The sequence below is a fragment of the Bradyrhizobium sp. UFLA05-108 genome (assembly GCF_059803455.1).
Genome location: NZ_JBANAZ010000005.1, coordinates 101,626 through 120,252 on the forward strand (window position 1 = coordinate 101,626; position 18,627 = coordinate 120,252).

Sequence of the window (18,627 nt, forward strand, 5' to 3'; positions counted from 1 at the left end):
GGGACGATTGAGACGAGCGGGGGAATCATGACAGCACCACGCGACAAATTCGGACGGCCCGTCGTCGTCGTCACCGGCATGGGCATCATGACTTCGCTCGGCGCCGGCAAGGCCGACAACTGGTCTAAGCTCGTTTCCGGGCAATCCGGCATCCGCACCATCACGCGCTTTCCCACCGACGGGCTGAAGACGACGATGGCCGGCACGGTCGATTTCGTCAGCGTCGATCCGTTCTCCTCCACCGGCCTCTCCGAACGGATGGCCGAGATGGTGACGGAGGAAGCGCTGGATCAGGCCGGCATCGGCGCCAAGGGCGATTTCCCGGGCCCCCTCTTCCTCGCGGTCGCGCCGGTCGAGGTGGAATGGCCGCAACGCCGCGAGCTCGGCCGCGCCGTCGGCAAGCCCGACTTCACCTACGATGATCTCCTGCGCATCTCCGGCGGCGGCAAGTACAACGCCTATCATCACCGCTTCATGTTCGGCTCGGTGGCGGCCTATCTCGCCGAGACCTTCGGCACCAAGGGCTCGCCGATCTCGCTATCGACCGCCTGCGCGTCGGGGGCAACCTCGATCCAGCTCGGCGTCGAGGCGATCCGCCGCGGCGAGACCGATGCTGCGCTGTGCGTCGCGACCGACGGCACCGTGAATCCGGAGGCGCTGGTGCGCTTCTCGCTGCTCTCCGCGCTCTCGACACAGAACGAACCGCCGCAGGCCGCCTCGCGGCCGTTCTCGAAGAATCGCGACGGCTTCGTGATGGCCGAAGGCGCAGGCGCCCTCGTGCTGGAAAGCTATGAGGCGGCGACCGCGCGCGGTGCAAAGATTCTCGGCGTGATCGCCGGCTGCGGCGAACTCACCGATTCCTTCCATCGCACCCGCTCTTCGCCCGACGGCAAGCCGATCATCGGCTGCATGAACAAGACGCTGGCCGATGCCGGCATGACGCCGGACCAGATCGACCACATCAACGCCCACGGCACCGCGACGCCGGAAAACGACAAAATGGAATTCAACACGACCTCGGCCGTGTTCGGCGAGCTCGCGCAGAAGATTCCGGTCACCTCCAACAAGTCGATGGTCGGCCACACCATCTCGGCCGCAGGCGCCGTGGAGGCGATCTTCTCGCTGCTCACGCTCGAGCATCAGCGGATTCCGCCGACCATCAACTACGACAATCCGGATCCCACGATCCTGTTCGACGTCGTCGGCAACGCCGCGCGCGATGCCCGCGTCACCGCCGTAATGTCGAACTCGTTCGGCTTCGGCGGCCAGAACGCCTCGCTGATCCTGACCCGCGAACCGGCCTGATCGGACGCATGGCGCTGCTGACTGCGAGCACGAAGGCCCGCGCGCGGGAGGCTGCGAAATCGATCAGCGGGAGCCTGATCGGCGCCGCGACCGTCGGCATGCTGCGCACAACGCGCTATTTCGATCCGCTCAAGACCTCGAATTTCTTTTCCCGCGTCACCCGCCTGATCGGCCCTCGCCTGCGCGAGCACAAGATCGCGCGTGCCAATCTGTCGGCAGCTTTCCCCGAGAAATCGCCCGAGGAGATTGAAAAAATCCTGATGGGCGTGTGGGACAGTCTCGGTCGCTACGGCGCCGAGTTCGCCCATATCGATCGTGTCTGGGACTATGATCGCGCCCACCCGGAGAACAGCCGCATCGAGCTGCCGCCGCGGACAATCGAGCTGTTCGACCAAATCAGGGATGATGGCAAGCCGGCGTTGATCTTCACCTCACATCTTGCCATGTGGGAACTACCGGCGCTCGCCGCCGTCGCGCACGGGCTCGATGCCGCCATCCTCTATCGCCGCCCCAACATCGCCTCCGCCGACCGCATCATCCAGGAGATGCGCCAGGTCAACATGGGCACGCTGATCCCAGCGGGGCGCGACGCGCCATTTAGGCTTGGCGAAGCACTCAGGAACGGGCAGCACGTCGCCATGCTGGTCGACCAGTATCTGACCGGCGGCGTCGAGGTCACCTTCTTCGGCCGCAAGACCCGCGCCAACCCGATGCTGGCGCGGCTCTTGCGCCAAGTCGAATGCCCCATTCACGGCGTGCGCATCATCCGCCTGCCCGGCTATCGCTTCCGCGCCGAGCTGACCGAGGAGATCCCGCCGGTGCGCGACGCCGAAGGCAAGATCGACGTCCAGGGCACGACGCAGGCGATCAGCAACGTGGTAGAAGGCTGGGTGCGCGAATATCCGGAGCAGTGGCTGTGGCTGCACCGGAGATGGCGGTAGGCAGCACAGCTCTCTCCGTCATGGCCGGGCTCGTCCCGGCCATCCACGCGCCTCCAAACACGGGATCAAAGACGTGGATGCCCGGGACAAGCCCGGGCATGACGACCAAGCACGCGGCTGCACAACCGCCCTCACTGCTCCGGCAACCCTGCCTCGACCACGGCCTGCACGACGCGTCCCCAGGCTGCGATATTCACCGGACTTGCGTTCTTCATCGGCGGCGAGACGTTGAGCCGGGTCGTGCCGGGCCGCAGCCTCAATCCCTCCGCGACCGCCGCCCTCGCCTCCTCGAGGCGGCCCATTCTCTGGTAGGCGGCGGCGAGCAGAAAGTGCGAGCGGCCGGTCCCCGGCGTAATCGCGATCGAGCGTTGCAGCCATGGCAACGCCTCCTCGTCACGCCCCATCAAGACATTCGCCAGGCCCACGCCGAGCAGCCAGGTCCAGCGCGAGGCCGGCGGCGTGTCGTAACGATCGGCTTGCTGGAATGTCGCGAGCGCATCGTCGAAACGGCCGAGATAGATTTGGCCTAATCCGATCAGATAGAGCGCAGAGCCGTTCCACGGATCGAAGCTCAGTGCCTTGGCGCAGGTGACGAGACTCTCCACGAAATGGTTGGTCGCGCTGAGGAAGCGGCAAGTGGCCTCGAGCACCGGAATCGAATTCGGCTTCGACCGCAACGCCTGCTCGAGCGTCGCATTGGCCTTCGCCTCTACCATAACGGCCTCGTCCGGGCTGAACCAGACCATCTGGATGCCGCGCATCTGCAGCGAGGCGAGCGCGACGGCGAGATCGGCGTTATCGGGGTCGTCGGTGAGCGCCTTCTGCAGCATCGCCTGCGCCGCGCCAAAGCGCTCGCGCGTCGTCTGGTTGATCGAGGCGAGCGCCTGCTCGACGGCGACCTTGTCGCCGCCTGCGGACGATTTGCGGCTCGCGGATGACGATACACTCGGCTCCAGAATTTCATTCAAGCGGCGCGCAAGCACATAACCGACGCCCGCGGCGAGCCGCGACTGCGCAAGCTGCGCGTCCGACTCGTCCGCGGCGACCGAAGCCGCAACGACCGACTGAACCTCGCCGGTGGCTGTCTTGATCATCCGCGCCCGCAGCGTCCAGGATTGATCGCTATGCTGCAACTCGCCGCGGATTTCGTAGTCGGGTGATGCGGCCCGCGCACTGGTGCTTTCGACGCCCGCGAGCGCCGGCGATCGCGGCGCAACCACGCTGATGTTCTGGATCTTCGCAAAGCCGTCCGTGAGGCGCCCGGTGACCTCCTCCGCCATCCCGGCGCCGCGCGAATCGTTGCTGGCGTCAACGATCGGCATCACGGCGATGCGCGGCGCCGTTCGCCTGAACAGCAGGTCCGGCTTCAACACCGGCGCGGCGACCGCGAGCCCCATGACGATCACACCGAGCCCGGCCAAAGCTGCGACCATGGCCCGCCGGCTCAAACCGGAGATGGAGCGCTGCGTGCTCACCTGTAGCGGGGCACCTTCAGCCGGCGCTGCAGGCCCGGCCGCCTCGGCCTGGGCGAGCGGAAGCGCCTCGGCGTCCGCCATAACCTCGGCCTCGGCCTCAACCTCTGCCGTGAGCAGATAGCCGCCGCCTGAGGCGAGCTTGATCAGCTGCCGCCGCTCGTCGCCGAGCGCGGTGCGAAGCTCGCGGATGCATTGGAACAGGTTGTCCTCGCCGACATGGACGTTCGGCCAGACCGCCTCCATCAGCTCCTGCTTGCTGAGCACCCGGCCGCCGCTGGTTGCGAATAGCCGCAGCATCTCGAAGGTCTTGGGCCGGAGCTTGATGGCAACCCCATCGGCCCCGCGCAGCTCAGCGCGCGGCCGGTCCAGCTCGAAGCCGGCGAAACGAAGCACGTCATCCCCCAAGGCGTCTCTCCAGACCGCTCATATAGCGGAAGTCTGTCGAAAATGCCGGAAAAGCGGGTCTGAAACGGAAATATCAGAAACTTTCAGAAACTTGCCGGCCGCTTATCAGGACAGCACTCCCAGCCAATGAGAAGAGTCTTGTCGGAGACGGACTCGCTGACGCGTGATGGGGGACGAGTTGAGGAAAGATTGTTTCAAAGCGACCCGCCGGCTGCGGGCCGTACTGCTGACGTCGTCGGCGCTGGCCCTGGCCTGGATGCTGCCGGCCGCGCCCGCCCTTGCACAGGATGCGACCTGGCTCGCCTCTCCCGGCAGCAACGATTATGGCACCGGCTCGAACTGGGACGGCGGCGTCGTGCCGGGGGGCACGGCCTCCTTCGGCACCTCAAACACCACCAGCCTGGTGATCTCGAGTGCCTCGGTCGGCGGCTGGACCTTCAATGCGGGCGCCTCGAGCTACACCTTCGACGTCAGCGGTCAGTTGAGCTTCGGGGGGGCCGGCATCACCGTCAACGGCGGCAGCGCCACCATCACCAACAACGGCGGCTTGATATTCTACGGCACGAGCACGGCCGGCAACGCCGCCATCACCAACAACACCCGTGGCCAGCTCATCTTCAACGACTCGAGCACGGCCGCAAACGCCAGCATCACCGGCGGCGACTACACCGCCGTTGGCTTCTACAATTCGAGCACGGCTGGCAGCGCCAACATCAACCTCAACGGCTATGCCGGCTCGTTGAGTTTCCACGGCACCAGCACGGCCGGCAGCGCCACCATCACCCTCGCCAGCACCGACAGCGCGTTTTTCTACGACACCAGCACCGCTGGCAGCGCGACGATCAACAACGGCGGGCAGTTCACCTTCTACGGTTCGAGCACTGCCGGTAATGCTGGCATCACCAACAACGGCATAATCAGCTTCAATCAAACCAGCACGGCGGGAAGCGCCGGCATCACCAACAACTTCGTCTTGGCCTTCAGCGCCTCGAGTACCGCAGCAAGCGCAACCATTACCAATAATTTCGCGATGTTTTTCAGTGGCGCCAGCACGGCGGGCAGCGCGACCATCAACAACGCCTATAATCTATCCTTCGATGGCACCAGCACGGCCGGCAATGCCGTCATCACCAACAACGGCAACGGGCCTTTCAGTTCCGTCGGAAACACTTCTTTCACGGACAACGCGACCGCGGGCAATGCGCAGTTGATCAACAACGACCCGAACGCCGTGTTCGATTTCTCCGGCAGCTCCGGCCCGAACGGCGACCACAAGCTCAGCGCCGGCTCGATCGCCGGCAACGGCATCTTCTACCTCGGCGCCAACGCGCTGACGGTCGGCGGAAACAATCTGTCGACCACCGTCAGCGGCGCGATCGTGGACGGCGGTAACTACGGCGGCGGCGGTGCCTCTCTGGTGAAGATCGGCACCGGCACGCTGACGCTAACGGGCGCCAACACCTATACCGGCGGCACCACCTTTGCCGGCGGAACGGTCAGCGTCGCCTCGGACGCCAATCTCGGCGACCTCGCGGGCGGCCTGACCTTCAACGGCGGCACCCTCCAAATATCAGGCACGACATTCAGCACCACCGCACGCAGCATCAATCTGGGCGCCGGCGGCGGCACATTCGACACTGCGGACGCAACCAACAATTTCGTTCTGAGCCAGGATCTCAGCGGCGGCGCCCTGACCAAGTCCGGCGCCGGCACGCTGACCCTGACCGGCGCGGAAACTTTTTCCGGCGCCACGGTTTCCGCCGGCACGCTGGCATTCAGCGCCAATGCCACGGCCGGCAATGCGGCCATCACCAACAACGCCCAGCTAACCTTCGAAACCAACGCGACGGCCGGCAACGCCACCATCACCAACAACAATCAGTTGGCATTCTACGGCAACTCCACGGCCGGCAACGCGATCATCATCAATAGCGGCAATGTGCTGTTCGACGGCGATTCGACGCCCGACAACGCGCAGCTCATCAACACCGCGTCCACCGCCGTGTTCGACTTCTTCACCCCCGGCCCGGGCAGCGACGGCAAACTCACAGCCGCCTCCATCGCCGGCAACGGCCGCTTCGACCTCAATAGCGTTGAACTGACGGTCGGCAGCAACAATCTGTCGACCACCGTCACCGGCGTGCTCACCGGCGACGGGAGCCTCACCGGGACATCGTTGGTCAAGGTCGGCACCGGTACACTGACGCTCTCGGGTATCAACACCTACACCGGCGCGACAATTGTCGATGCGGGCGCCCTCGTCGTGAACGGATCGATTGCGGCGTCGAGCAGCGTTACCGTCGGCAGCGGCGCGACCCTGGGCGGCGGCGGCACCGTTGGCACGACAACCGTCAACGCCGGCGGCACGCTCGCGGCCGGCAACGGCACCGCCAACTCGTCGCTGACCGTGGCGGGCAGCCTCGCGCTGCAATCCGGCGCCTTCTACATGGTGCAGATCAATCCGACGACGTCGAGCTACGCCAACGTCTCGGGTACGGCGACGCTGGGCGGATCGACGCTCCAAGCGGTCTATGCCAATGGCAGCTACGTCGCCAAGCAGTACACGATCCTGACCGCCGGCAGCATCGACGGCACGTTCGGTTCAGTCGTCCAAACCAACCTGCCGTCGAACTTCCACACCGAGCTGAGCTATGACGGCACCCACGCCTATCTCAACCTGATCCTGACCTTCGTTGCGCCGCCGGGCAGCGGCCTTTCCGGCAACCAGCAGAAGGTCGGCAACGCCATCATCAGCGCGTTCAACGCCAATGGCGGCATCTCGCTGGTCTATAGCGGGCTGACGGCGCCCGGCCTGACGCAGGCCTCGGGCGAGACCGCGGCGGGTTCGCAAGGAACCACGTTCCAGGCGATGGGCCAGTTCATGGGCCTGCTCACCGATCCCTCCGGCTCGGCGCGCGACACCGTCGGCTCCGCTCCGCCGGCCTACGCCGACAGCGCGCCGGCAGGTGCAGCACGCGACGCCTTTGCGATGTTTGCCAAGGCGCCCTCCGCGACGACCTTCGAGCAGCGCTGGAGCGTGTGGGCTTCCGGCTTCGCCGGATCACAGACGACGGATGGCAACACCGCACAGGGATCGAACAGCGCAACCAGCCGCCTGTTCGGCACCGCCGCCGGCGCCGAACATTGGTTCTCGCCGCAGACGATGGCCGGCTTCGCGCTCGCCGGCGGCGGCACCAACTTCTCCGTGAAAGGCGGCGGCACGGGCCGCTCCGACCTGTTCCAGGCCGGCGCATACGTCCGCCACAACAACGGTCCGAGCTACATCTCGGCTGCCCTCGCCTATGGCTGGCAGGACGTCACCACCGATCGCACCGTGACACTCGCCAGTGTCGATCATCTGCGCGCCGAGTTCAACGCCAATGCGTGGAGCGGCCGTCTCGAAGGCGGCTATCGCTTTGTCGCACCGTGGATCGGTGGCATCGGCCTCACGCCCTATGCCGCGGGCCAGTTCACGACGTTCAATCTGCCGGCCTATGCCGAGACGGTCGTCTCGGGCAGCAATGCCTTCGCACTGGCCTATGCCGCCAAGAGCGTCACCGATACGCGCAGCGAGCTCGGCCTGCGCACCGACAAATCCTTCGCCATGGGTAACGGCATCCTCATCTTGCGCGGCCGCGCCGCCTGGGCCCACGACTTCAATCCGGATCACTCCGTCGCGGCGACATTCCAGGCGCTCCCCGGCGCAAGCTTCGTCGTCAACGGCGCACGGGCTGCGAGCGACTCCGCCCTCACCACCGCCTCCGCCGAAATGAAATGGCTGAACGGCTGGTCGGCGGCAGCAAGCTTCGAGGGCGAGTTCTCCAACGTGACGCGCTCCTACGCCGGCAAGGGAACGGTGCGTTATGCGTGGTAGGCAGCGTCGCTGCCTGGTCTCTCGATGGTCATTCCGGAGTGGGCGCGAGGTGCTTCAGGTTTTGCGCCTGCGGGTCAATTAAACCAGACTTCATAGCGATTTAGCTACCGCCACCGCCGGTAACCCGAAGGTAGCGGTTCTACTTTGCATGGGGTTGTTTTCCAGAGTTTCGGTTGCCGGTTTGATATCAGGCATGACGGCCGCCCCTCTACCTTCCGGTTCCGGGCGGAGCCAGCCTGCCCGCTCCCCATCCTGAGGAGCCGCGCTTGCGCGGCGTCTCGAAGGATGAAGGCCCCGCTGGCGGCCTCGCCCTTCGAGACGCTTGCTACGCAAGCTCCTCAGGGTGAGGATCGAGGTTTTCGGATTGCTTGGCTCGCCGAACGCGGCATGACTACCGCCCCGTCTTCACCTTGGTCCAGAGCCGGTTGATGATCCGCTGCGTGGCGGGATCACGGGCGGTGATGACGAACAGCTTTGCGAGCGTCGCATCGTCCGGATAGATGTTCCTGTCATTCAGGATCTTCGGGTCGACCAGCTTCTGGCTGGCGAGATTGCCGTTGGCGTAGGACAGGAAGTCCGAATTCTTGGCGGCGACATCCGGACGGTAGAGATAGTTGATCAGCTCGTAGGCTTCCGCGACGTTCTTGGCGTCCGCAGGGATCGCGAGATTGTCGAAGAACATCTGCGCGCCCTCCCGAGGGATCGTGTAGCCGATCTCGACGCCGCTCTTGGCCTCGGCCGCACGGGCACGGGCCTGCATGATGTCGCCGGACCAGCCGACCACGAAGCAGATCTCGCCGGTGGCGAGCGCGCTTAGATATTCGGACGAGTGAAACTTGCGCACGGAGGGGCGGACCTTCGCCACGACGTCGGCGGCCTTCTCCAGGTCCGCCTGCTTGGTGGAGTTCGGATCGAGCCCGAGATAGTTCAGCGCCGCCGGAAAGATGTCGTCGGCGGAGTCGAGCATGTGCACGCCGCAGTCTTTGAGTTTCGCAAGGTTCTCCGGCTTGAAGACGATGTCCCAGCTATCGATCTTGGCGTCGGGCCCGAGGATCTCCCTCACCTTCTTGACGTTGTAGCCGATGCCCGTCGTGCCCCACATGTAGTTCGCGGCAAAGACGTTGCCGGGATCGTAGGTCGCAAGGTGCTGGTTCACCATCGGCCAGGCGTTGGCAAGGTTCGGCAGCTTCGACTTGTCGAGCTTCTGGAAGATGTTCGCCTTGATCTGGCGCTGCAGGAAATACGCCGTGGGCACCACGACATCGTAGCCGGACTTGCCAGCCATCAGGCGCGTCTCAAGCGTCTCGTTGGCATCGAAGGTGTCGTAGACCACCTTGATGCCGGTGTCCTTGGTGAAGGCCTCCAAGACATCCGGCGCCATGTAGTTGGACCAGTTGTAGAAGTTGACGACGCGCTCCTCGGCCCCTGCGGGAGCGCAAAGCAACGTCAGCGCCGCGGCGATCGCGAAACCAAGGCCAAAGCCGGAACGGCCGACGTTCGTCATCTCAGGTCTACCTCTTGCGCCCGCGCACCGCGTCCGACAGCCGCTCGAGTGCGGTGTCGAGCGTCTGGTCCTTCTTGGCAAAGCAGAAGCGCACCACCGAGGTCACCGGGTCCTGCTCGTAGAACGCCGACACCGGGATCGCCGCGACCTTGTAGTCTTTCACGATCCGCCAGCAGAACTCGGTGTCGCTCTCGTTGAGGCCGAGCGGCGACAGGTCGACGGTGAGGAAATACGTGCCTTGCGACTTCAGCACGGGGAAGCCGAGGCTCTCCAGGCCCTTGGTCAGACGGTCCCTGCTCCGCGCCAGATCCTTGCGCATCGAGACGAAATATTCGTCCGGCTTGCCGAGGCCATAGGCGACCGCGGCCTGCAGGTTCGGCGCGGTGGTGAAGGTCAGGAACTGGTGCACCTTGGCCGCGACCCGCAAGAGCGGCGGTGCGGCGCAGACGAAGCCGACCTTCCAGCCGGTGAGCGAAAAGATCTTGCCGGCCGAGCCGACCTTGATGGTGCGCTCGCGCATGCCGGGAATGGTGATCAGCGGGATGTGCTTGTGCTCGTCGAAGGTGACGTGCTCCCAGACCTCGTCGCAGATCGCGATCACATCGAACTCCTGGCAGTAGCGTGCCAGCAGCTCGATGTCCTCGCGCGGAAAGACGACGGCGGACGGATTCAAGGGGTTGTTGAACAGGACCGCCTTGGTCTTTGGATTGAACACGCTTTTCAGCATGTCCTCATTCAGCCGCCAATGCGGCGGCTCGAGGCGCACCAGGCGCGGAATGCCGCCGGCCTGGCGGATGATCGGCAGATAGGAATCATAGACCGGCTGGAAGCAGATCACTTCGTCGCCAGGCCGCACCACCGCGAGGATCGCCGAGGTCAGCGCCTCGGTGCCGCCGGAGGTCACCATCACCTCGCTCATCGGATCGAGCTTCAGCCCATGCCAGTGGCCGTAATGCGTCGCGATCGCCTGGCGCAACTCGGGGATGCCCATCATCGACGGGTACTGATTGTAGCCGTTCACAGAGGCATCGGCCGCGGCGCGGCGGATGTCCTCAGGGCCGGGATCGTCGGGAAAGCCCTGGCCGAGATTGATGGCGGCATTGTCGCGCGCGGCCTGCGACATCGCCTCGAAGATGGTGACGGGCAGGTCGGCGAAGACCTTGTTCAGGGAAGAGCTCTTGGACGTCATCGCCTGGATCAGCCACCGACCTTGGTCGGGAGTCCTGCGGCCTTCCAGCCGAGTATGCCGCCCGCAAGATGCCTGTCGTAGGCAAGGCCCGCCGTTTGCGCGGCGAGCGACGCCGTCACCGAGCGCTTGCCGGAGCGGCAGGCGAACACGACGTCCTTGCCCTGCGGATCAGGAATCGCTTTTGGATCGAAGGTCGAGAGCGGCACGACGACGCCGTAGGGATAGGCCTCCGCGGCAACCTCGTTGGGCTCACGGACATCGACGAGCAGATAACGGCCTTCCGCAACACCCTTGGAGACCTCGTCCGGGGTCAGGTCCTGTACTTGATGTGCCACATCATCCTCCAACGTCGCGAGCAGCTTGCCGGGGCGATCCCGGCGGGCGGCAACCTCGCCTCTCGGGCACCGAAAATCAAGCGCTACAAAGGCTTGAGCTGCCTTGCGCAAGTTAAAGCTAAATCGCAGGGCGTTGAAGCGCGGCTTTCAGGGTGCCCGAAGATCCTGCTTTACCTCTCACCACTCATTCTGTGTCATTCCCCTCGAAAGGCGCGAAAGCAGGGAATCCAGTACGCCGCGACCTCTCCGTATCTCTCGCCGTCTCTGGAATACTGGATCGCCCGGTCCCGGCAAGCCGGGCGATGACAGCGGTGGACACGGACGGAGCGCCATCTCGGCGCTAGATCGTCACCTGCGTTCCGACCTCGACCACCCGACCGCTCGGGATCTGGAAATAGTCGGTGGCATCGTTCGCCGAGCGGCTCAGCGAGATGAACAGGCGGTCCTGCCAGCGCGGCATGCCGGAATGAGCGGCGGGCTTCAGCGCCCTGCGCGACAGGAAGAACGAGGTCGACATGATATCGAACTGCCAGCCGAGCTTGCGGGCAATCGCCAGCGCCTTCGGCACGTTGGGCGATTCCATGAAGCCGAACTTCAGCGTCACCTTGGAGAAGGTCGGGCTGATCTGCTCCAGCTTGACGCGCTCGGACGGATCGATGCGCGGGGTCTGCGCGGTCTCGATGGTAAGAATGACATTCTTCTCATGCAGCACTTTGTAGTGCTTCAGACTATGCATGAGCGCGGTCGGGGCGCTTAGCGGATCGGACGTGAGGAACACGGCCGTTCCGGGCACCCGCTGCGGCGGCCGCTTCTCCAGCATCGCCACGAGGTCGGCGAGCGGGAACTCGAGCTTGCGCGACTTCTCGAACAGCAGCCGGCTGCCGCGCCGCCACGTGTACATCAGGAGGATCATGAGAGCGCCGAGCGCCAGCGGCACCCAGCCTCCCTCGAACACCTTGAGCAGGTTCGCCGCCAGGAAGGTCAAGTCGAGGCACAGGAACGGTGCGATGAGCGCGGCGGCGGCAAGCGGCGACCACCTCCAGGCCTTCCAGATCACGACAAAGCCCATCAATCCGGTGACCACCATCGTACCGGTGACGGCGATGCCGTAGGCCGACGCCAGCGCGCTGGACGAACGGAACAAGAGCACCATCAGGATCACGGCGACCAGCAGCAGTTGGTTGATGCGCGGGATGAAGATCTGCCCGGAATGGGCCTCAGATGTATGGCGAATTTCAAATCGCGGCAGCAGCCCGAGCTGGATCGCCTGGCGCGTCAGAGAGTAGGCGCCGGTGATGACGGCCTGGCTCGCGATCACGGTCGCCATTGTGGCAAGCACGACCATGCTGCCGCGGAGCCACCCTTGCGGAAACAACTGGAAGAACGGGCTCACGATCGCGCCGGGATCATCCAGCACGAGAGCGCCCTGCCCCAAATAATTCAGCGCCAGCGACGGCAGCACGATGAACAGCCAGGCGGTCTGGATCGGCCGCTTGCCGAAATGGCCGAGATCAGCATAGAGCGCCTCGGCGCCGGTGACCGCCAGGAACACCGCGCCCAACGTGACGAAGCCGATGATGCCGTGGTGGAGCATGAAGGACACCGCGTAGAGCGGGTTCAGCGCGAACAGCACCTGCGGCTGCCGGAGGATTGGACCAATCGCCGCCACGGCGATGACCGCAAACCAAACGCACATCACCGGACCGAAGAATGCCGCGACGCGCGCCGTGCCGCGCGATTGCACGGCGAACAGGCAAAGCAGGATCACCACGGTCAGCGGAACGATGTAAGGCTCGAACGTCAGCGTGACGTCCTTCATGCCTTCGATGGCCGACAGCACGGAGACCGCCGGTGTGATCACCGCGTCGCCGTAGAACAGCGCGCCGGAGATGATGCCGAGCAGGACGATGGTCGCCCCGCCGGTGCCGACCGCACGCTGGGCCAGCGCCATCAACGCGAGCGTGCCGCCCTCGCCGTTGTTGTCAGCGCGGAGCAGGATCACGACGTATTTCAGCGTCACCACGACGACGAGCGCCCACAGGATCAGCGAGACCACCCCCAGCACGGCCGCGATCGTCGGCGCGCCCTCCGCCCCGGATGCCGCCGTCACCGCCTCGCGGAACGCGTAGAGCGGGCTGGTGCCGATATCGCCATAGACGACGCCGATGCTGCCGAGCGTCAGGGCGCCGAAACCTGCCGTGGTGTGGGCTTCGCCATGCCCATTGGCCGCCACCGTTTCCGGGGCGGGAACTGCGACTTCACTGGTCATGGGAGAGACTGTTGGCCTCTAGAAATGCTTCACTGCACAATGGCGGAAGAGAGCGCGCGGCTTATAGTCCTGCGCTACCGGCATAGCCTAGCGCGATTTTGGGGCTTTGCCATGCAAAAATCGCATAAGTCCGCCAATTTCGCTCAGATAGTGACTTGGGTACCGACTTCAACCACCCGTCCAGTCGGAATCTGGAAGTAATCGGTGGCGTCGTTGGCGGACCGGCTGAGCGCGATGAACATGTGGTCCTGCCACAGCGGCATCCCCGATTGCGCCGAGGCCTTCAGCGACCGGCGCGACACGAAGAACGACGTCGACATGATGTCGAACTGCCAGCCCTGCTTACGCGCAATCGCCAACGCCTTGGGCACGTTCGGCTGTTCCATGAAGCCAAAGCGTAGTCGCACCTTGGAGAACTTGTCGCTGATCTTCTCCATCCGGAACCGCTCCGAAAGGTCGACCCGCGGGGTGTGCGCGGTCTCGATCGTCAGGATCACGTTGTGCTCGTGCAGCACCTTGTTGTGCTTGAGATTGTGCAGCAGCGCGGTCGGCACGAAGGCGGGATCGCTGGTGAGGAACACCGCGGTGCCCTTGACGATGTGTGGCGGCCGCTTCTCCAGGCTCCGGATCAGGTCGTCCAGCGGTACCTCGATGCGGCGGGTTTTCTGAAGCAGAATTCCCGTTCCCCGCCGCCACGTCCAAATCGTTGCGGCCATGCAGGCGCCGAACAACAGCGGCACCCAGGCGCCTTCCAGCAGCTTGAGCAGATTGGCGCCAAAGAAGGTCATGTCGACCACGACGAAGGGGAGGATCACCGCTGCCGCAGTTGCGGCGCGCCAGTTCCAGAGCTTCCAGATCACGACGAAGCCCATGATGCCGTCGGCCACCATGGTGGTGGAGACCGCGATGCCGTAGGCCGAGGCGAGCCCGCCCGGGGTGCGGAACAACAGCACCAGCAGCATCACACCGATCAGCAGCAACCGGTTCACGCGCGGCAGATAGATCTGTCCCGCGTGAGACTCGGAGGTGTAGCGGACCGCAAAGCGCGGCAAGAGGCCTAGCTGTACCGCCTGATAGACCAGCGAATAGGCGCCGGTGATCACGGCCTGGCTCGCGATCACGGTCGCCGCGGTCGCAAGTCCGACCAGCGGCAGCACCAGATGCTCGGGCACCATGCGATAGAAGGAATGTTCGATCGCGCTGGGATCCGACAGCACCAGTGCGCCCTGTCCGAAATAGTTGATCAGGAGCGCGGGCAGCACGAAGAATAGCCAGGCCCACTGGATCGGCTTGCGGCCGAAATGGCCGAGATCGGCGTAGAGCGCCTCGCCACCGGTGACCGCGAGAAATACCGCGCCGAGGGTCACAAGCCCGATCGTGCCGTGCGTCAGCAGGAATTGCAGCGCGTAATAGGGATTGATCGCCGCCAGCACCGACGGATCGTCGGCGATGTGAACGATGCCCATCACCGCGAGGCAGGTGAACCATACCACCATCACCGGCCCGAAGGCGGAAGCGACCAGCGCGGTGCCCTTGCTCTGGACTGCAAACAGCACCACGAGGATGAAGACGGTGAGCGGCACGACGTAGTGCTCGAACGCAGGCGTCGCGAGCTTCAGACCATCGACCGCCGACAACACCGAGATCGCCGGCGTGATCATGGAATCGCCGATGAACATGGAGGCGCCGACGACGCCGAGCGCGAGCAGGAACCAGCTTCGCCGCCCGAGCGCGCGCTGGCCGAGCGCCATCAGCGAAAGCGTGCCGCCCTCGCCGTTGTTGTCGGCGCGCAGCAACAGCAGGACATATTTGGCGGTAACGACAATCAGGAGCGCCCACAGGATCAGCGAGAGCACGCCGAGCACGATGACCCGCGAGACCGGCTCGCCATGGGCCGCCCCCCTGACCGCCTCGTGAAATGCGTAGAGCGGTGAGGTGCCGATATCGCCGAAGACAACGCCGATACTTCCGAGCGTCAGGGCCCAAAAGCCTGACGTGGCCGTCGCCTCCTGGCCGTCGGTCGTGGTGATGCTCGCCGTCATGAGGGTGGAAAACGCTTTTTCCCTGGAATTGATCCGGCGCCTTTTGACGCTTCCTGCGCGCCTGTCAATCGCCCCAGCATAGCAGGCGCCCGTGCGGATGCTGTGACGGAGCAGCCACGTTCATCGCCGCGCGACCACATGCCTCAGGTAAAATCGTAGCGCAAGGGATTTAGGGCTTCAGATTCGGGGGCAGTGGCGGATCTTCGCGCATCAGTGTGATGGTCACGCGGCGATTGGCGGCCAGGGACGGATCGTCAGGAAACAGCGGCTGGGTGTCTGCCTTGCCGGAGACGGCGAAGATGTGCGAGGGCGGCAGCCCTTCACGCTCGAGGATCTGGCGCACCGCATTGGCACGATCAGCCGAGAGGTCGAAGGCGCCGTAGTCGCTGCGGCTCGGCACGAAGCCCGCAGCGGTGTGGCCGACGATGGAAACGCGCAGCGGCGTCGCCTTGAGCGGCACCGCCAGCTTCTCGATCAGGCGGCGGGTGCGGTCATAGGGCACCTTGGAGCCGTCCGCAAACATCGAGCGGCCGTCCTGGTCGACGATCTCGAGATTGAGGCCCTGCTTGGTCTCCTCGAACATGATGTGCTTGGACATCTCGGTGAGCTCGGGCAGGTCCTGAAGCGCCTGGCGGAGCGAGGCCGCGGCAAGCGCGAAGTCACGATCGACCTTGATCTTCGCGCCCGAAGTGCGGTCGCGATCCTGCTGATCCGGGGTCGGCGTGTTGGACGCGTCCTCGGGCTGGATGTGGTCGACGTTCTTCAGCTTGGGGCGCGTGGGCAGGCCGTCGGATTCGATGATGCCGGCATAGCGCGCCTCGCTCTGGATGCCGAAGGCGTCGCGCATGGAGCCTGCGACGATCTTGAGCTTGTTGGCGTCCTGGGTGGAGAACGCGACGAGCATCACGAAGAAGCTCATCATCAGGCCCATCAGGTCGGCGAAAGTCACGAACCAGCCGTGACCGCCTCCATGTGCATCGCCGCGCTTCTTCTTGGCCATGTCCTAAACCCGGCGTGGCTGATCAGGCCGGCACCGGCTCGCCCTCGGCGTGGCGATGCTTCTCCGGCAGGTAAGCCAGCAGCATTTCGCGCACCAGGGTCGGGCTCTTGGAGTCGCGGATCATCAGGATGCCATCGATGATCAGCGTGCGGTTGGTTTCCTCGTCGAGCAGCTTGCCGTGCAGCTTGTCGGCGATCGGCAGACAGAACAGGTTCGCCACCAGCGCGCCGTAGAGCGTCGCAAGCAGCGCGGTCGCCATGAACGGGCCGAGCTTGGAGGGGTCGGTCATGTTGGCGAACATCTGCACCATGCCGATCAGGGTGCCGATCATGCCGAAGGCCGGGGCGCAGTCGCCGATGGCGCGGTAGATCTTGCTGCCCTCGTCGAGATGCATGAGGAAGTTGTCGCGATCGCGCTCGAGATTGTCGCGGATGAAGTCGAGGTCGTAGCCGTCGGCGACGTAGCGGATGCCCTTGGCGAGGAACGGCTCGTCGGTCTCGACCTTTTCCAGGCCCACCGGGCCCTGCTTGCGAGCGATCTCGGCGATGCGGGCCAGCTCGTCGACGAGATCGTGGGCCGACAGCCGGCTCATGGTGAAGGCGAACTTGGCGCCGAGCGGCAGGCCATGCATCAGCGCACTGAGCGGAAAGCGGATCATGGTCGCGGAGACCGAGCCGCCGAAGATGATGATCATCGCATGTTCGGAGATGAACATGTGGAGATCGCCACCCATGATCATCATCACCGAGATGACGATGAGGCCGGCCACGAGCCCAACGCCCGTCATGATATCCATGGGAGACTCCAACCCGCACGCCACACACCGGCCGTCCTGGCCGGCGGCGCGGCCCAACCCCGAACCGCGTGGCAGGAACCCTAAAGAGCTGCCATTAAAGACGCGTAAAGGTTAAGTGTGGCCTGCCTCGATCCGGCTACATCGCGGGGCTCATCGCGCGGGCGAATTGCCGCGCCACGATAGCGATCTCAACACTCTGCTAACCATAATCGGCCGGTTGAGCCGACAGGCTGGTCAGTTCCAGGCTGAGCGCAGTCCCGTCTTCGCGTGTTCACAGGAGATCTAGTCTACCTGCCCCTCGACAATGACGAGGTTTGTGACCGCGCTTCCTTGTCGAAGTCCAATGATCTTCTGATACGCTGGCGATCTGTACCAGCCCTCAGCAGCCTCTCGCGACGGGAATTCGATAATCACCAGACGCGGGTGCGGCCATTCCCCTTCCACCAGTTGGAGATTGCCGCCCCGCACGACGAATTTACCTCCGAAAGCCTTTAGCGTTTCTGCAACGGCCCGTCGATATTCGGCGAACATGGCCTCGTCTTTGAGAGTCTCGGTCGCGATAACGAACGCTTTCATGATCGCCTCTTCGCCCGATACCCCAAATTTCGATCCACACTGCTAATGGATCTCCGCCGACCGCTGCAACGCGGCCTTCAGCTTCTCCAGCGAGAAGTCAGGGCTGCGCGCGATCTCGAGGATCGGGGTCTCGCGGCGGCCACAGAGCTCGGCGGCCTCGGGGAGTTTTGCGGCGACGTCGAGCGGGATCACGATTGCGCCGTGTCTGTCGGCGTGGATCAGGTCATCCGACTTCACGGTCATGCCGGCGACCCTCACCTCGCCGCCGAAGCTTTCGGCATGCACCCAAGCATGCGACGGGCCGATCGAGCCGGCGAGCGCCTGGAAGCTAGGTGCCCATTGCGGGATGTCGCGGATCGAGCCGTCGGTGACGACACCGAGGCAGCCGAGCGCCTTGTGCACGTTGCTCTGCACCTCGCCCCAGAACGCCCCGTAGCCGACGTCGGGGCCGTCGATGTCCTGGATCACGGAGATGCGCGGCCCGTGGCCGGTGCCGACATATTCGTAGTATTCGATGCGGCGCTTGGCCTGCTCTTCTGCAGGAAGCGAGGATTTCAGCACCGAGCGGATCGCGACCGTGCGCGCGTAGCCGACCATCGGCGGCAGATCGGGAAATGGGCAGACCAGCGGCTTGGTGGTGAAGCCGATGAGCCGCCGCTCGGGCGCCACGATCTCCATGGCGTTGCAGATCGTCGGCGTGTCGTAGCGGCCAAGCGCTGCGAGGACGGATGCAGGCAGCGGCCCGGTTGCGGATGTCGTCACGGCGTTCTCTCCCCTTTTGGCCGCGGCTGTTCGCAAGCGCCGCAGACCCAAGGCGATATAGCCGAGATCGGACGTTAACCCAACGGGCGCGCCTTCATGGCAGATATCCGTGCCTGCGGCTCAGAGCATGATCCGGACCCGAAGGGCCGCGTTA

13 protein-coding genes are annotated in these 18,627 nt (G+C 64.6%); 3 read left to right on the plus strand and 10 right to left on the minus strand.

Features of this window, described 5'->3' with window-relative positions; genetic code table 11:
• Nucleotides 1-27: 27 nt before the first annotated feature.
• Nucleotides 28-1,305, plus strand: a complete 1,278-nt coding sequence (locus tag SO140_RS05520; RefSeq protein ID WP_449378852.1) for a beta-ketoacyl-ACP synthase — start codon at nucleotides 28-30, stop codon at nucleotides 1,303-1,305.
• A gap of 8 nt (nucleotides 1,306-1,313) precedes the next feature.
• Nucleotides 1,314-2,246 (plus strand): lipid A biosynthesis lauroyl acyltransferase, encoded by a 933-nt coding sequence (locus SO140_RS05525; RefSeq protein WP_449378853.1) that lies wholly within the window; start codon nucleotides 1,314-1,316, stop codon nucleotides 2,244-2,246.
• A gap of 131 nt (nucleotides 2,247-2,377) precedes the next feature.
• Here SO140_RS05525 and SO140_RS05530 read toward each other — a convergent pair whose 3' ends face one another.
• Nucleotides 2,378-4,126 (minus strand): winged helix-turn-helix domain-containing protein, encoded by a 1,749-nt coding sequence (locus SO140_RS05530; protein WP_498542384.1) that lies wholly within the window; start codon nucleotides 4,124-4,126, stop codon nucleotides 2,378-2,380.
• Nucleotides 4,127-4,304: 178 nt separating this feature from the next.
• Here SO140_RS05530 and SO140_RS05535 point away from each other — a divergent pair, with 178 nt between their 5' ends.
• A complete protein-coding gene (locus SO140_RS05535; protein ID WP_449378855.1) occupies nucleotides 4,305-8,000 on the plus strand; it encodes an autotransporter outer membrane beta-barrel domain-containing protein in 3,696 nt (1,231 codons plus the stop codon).
• A gap of 391 nt (nucleotides 8,001-8,391) precedes the next feature.
• On the opposite strand, the gene SO140_RS05540 is transcribed toward SO140_RS05535, so the two are convergent.
• From SO140_RS05540 to SO140_RS05580, 9 genes are all read right to left on the minus strand, one after another.
• Nucleotides 8,392-9,504 carry a polyamine ABC transporter substrate-binding protein gene (locus tag SO140_RS05540; RefSeq protein WP_449378856.1) on the minus strand — a complete coding sequence of 371 codons (1,113 nt, stop codon included), beginning with the start codon at nucleotides 9,502-9,504 and terminating at the stop codon, nucleotides 8,392-8,394.
• A gap of 7 nt (nucleotides 9,505-9,511) precedes the next feature.
• Nucleotides 9,512-10,693 (minus strand): aminotransferase, encoded by a 1,182-nt coding sequence (locus tag SO140_RS05545; RefSeq protein WP_449378857.1) that lies wholly within the window; start codon nucleotides 10,691-10,693, stop codon nucleotides 9,512-9,514.
• Nucleotides 10,694-10,701: 8 nt separating this feature from the next.
• On the minus strand, nucleotides 10,702-11,028 hold the full coding sequence (locus tag SO140_RS05550; protein WP_449378858.1) for a rhodanese-like domain-containing protein: 327 nt from the start codon (nucleotides 11,026-11,028) through the stop codon (nucleotides 10,702-10,704).
• Between the two features lie 340 nt (nucleotides 11,029-11,368).
• Nucleotides 11,369-13,297, minus strand: a complete 1,929-nt coding sequence (locus SO140_RS05555) for a potassium transporter Kup (RefSeq protein ID WP_449378859.1) — start codon at nucleotides 13,295-13,297, stop codon at nucleotides 11,369-11,371.
• 143 nt (nucleotides 13,298-13,440) lie between these two features.
• On the minus strand, nucleotides 13,441-15,339 hold the full coding sequence (locus SO140_RS05560) for a potassium transporter Kup (RefSeq protein ID WP_449378860.1): 1,899 nt from the start codon (nucleotides 15,337-15,339) through the stop codon (nucleotides 13,441-13,443).
• A 169-nt stretch (nucleotides 15,340-15,508) separates the two neighbouring features.
• A complete protein-coding gene (locus SO140_RS05565) occupies nucleotides 15,509-16,339 on the minus strand; it encodes a flagellar motor protein MotB (protein ID WP_449378861.1) in 831 nt (276 codons plus the stop codon).
• Nucleotides 16,340-16,361: 22 nt separating this feature from the next.
• A complete protein-coding gene (locus tag SO140_RS05570) occupies nucleotides 16,362-17,135 on the minus strand; it encodes a motility protein A (RefSeq protein WP_449378862.1) in 774 nt (257 codons plus the stop codon).
• A gap of 282 nt (nucleotides 17,136-17,417) precedes the next feature.
• Nucleotides 17,418-17,711: a DUF1330 domain-containing protein gene (locus SO140_RS05575; RefSeq protein WP_449378863.1), complete on the minus strand. Its 294-nt coding sequence runs from the start codon at nucleotides 17,709-17,711 to the stop codon at nucleotides 17,418-17,420.
• A 42-nt stretch (nucleotides 17,712-17,753) separates the two neighbouring features.
• Complete coding sequence (locus SO140_RS05580) at nucleotides 17,754-18,473, minus strand: RraA family protein (RefSeq protein ID WP_449378864.1); 720 nt, start codon at nucleotides 18,471-18,473, stop codon at nucleotides 17,754-17,756.
• Nucleotides 18,474-18,627: the final 154 nt, after the last annotated feature.

Excerpts from the sequence above, each read along its gene's own strand:
- SO140_RS05540 (WP_449378856.1), bottom strand. The coding sequence starts at position 9,504 with ATGACGAACGTCGGCCGTTCCGGCTTTGGCCTTGGTTTCGCGATCGCC.
- SO140_RS05520 (WP_449378852.1), top strand. The coding sequence starts at position 28 with ATGACAGCACCACGCGACAAATTCGGACGGCCCGTCGTCGTCGTCACC.
- SO140_RS05570 (WP_449378862.1), bottom strand. The coding sequence starts at position 17,135 with ATGGATATCATGACGGGCGTTGGGCTCGTGGCCGGCCTCATCGTCATC.
- SO140_RS05575 (WP_449378863.1), bottom strand. The coding sequence starts at position 17,711 with ATGAAAGCGTTCGTTATCGCGACCGAGACTCTCAAAGACGAGGCCATG.
- SO140_RS05560 (WP_449378860.1), bottom strand. The coding sequence starts at position 15,339 with ATGACGGCGAGCATCACCACGACCGACGGCCAGGAGGCGACGGCCACG.
- SO140_RS05545 (WP_449378857.1), bottom strand. The coding sequence starts at position 10,693 with ATGACGTCCAAGAGCTCTTCCCTGAACAAGGTCTTCGCCGACCTGCCC.
- SO140_RS05565 (WP_449378861.1), bottom strand. The coding sequence starts at position 16,339 with ATGGCCAAGAAGAAGCGCGGCGATGCACATGGAGGCGGTCACGGCTGG.
- SO140_RS05525 (WP_449378853.1), top strand. The coding sequence starts at position 1,314 with ATGGCGCTGCTGACTGCGAGCACGAAGGCCCGCGCGCGGGAGGCTGCG.
- SO140_RS05555 (WP_449378859.1), bottom strand. The coding sequence starts at position 13,297 with ATGACCAGTGAAGTCGCAGTTCCCGCCCCGGAAACGGTGGCGGCCAAT.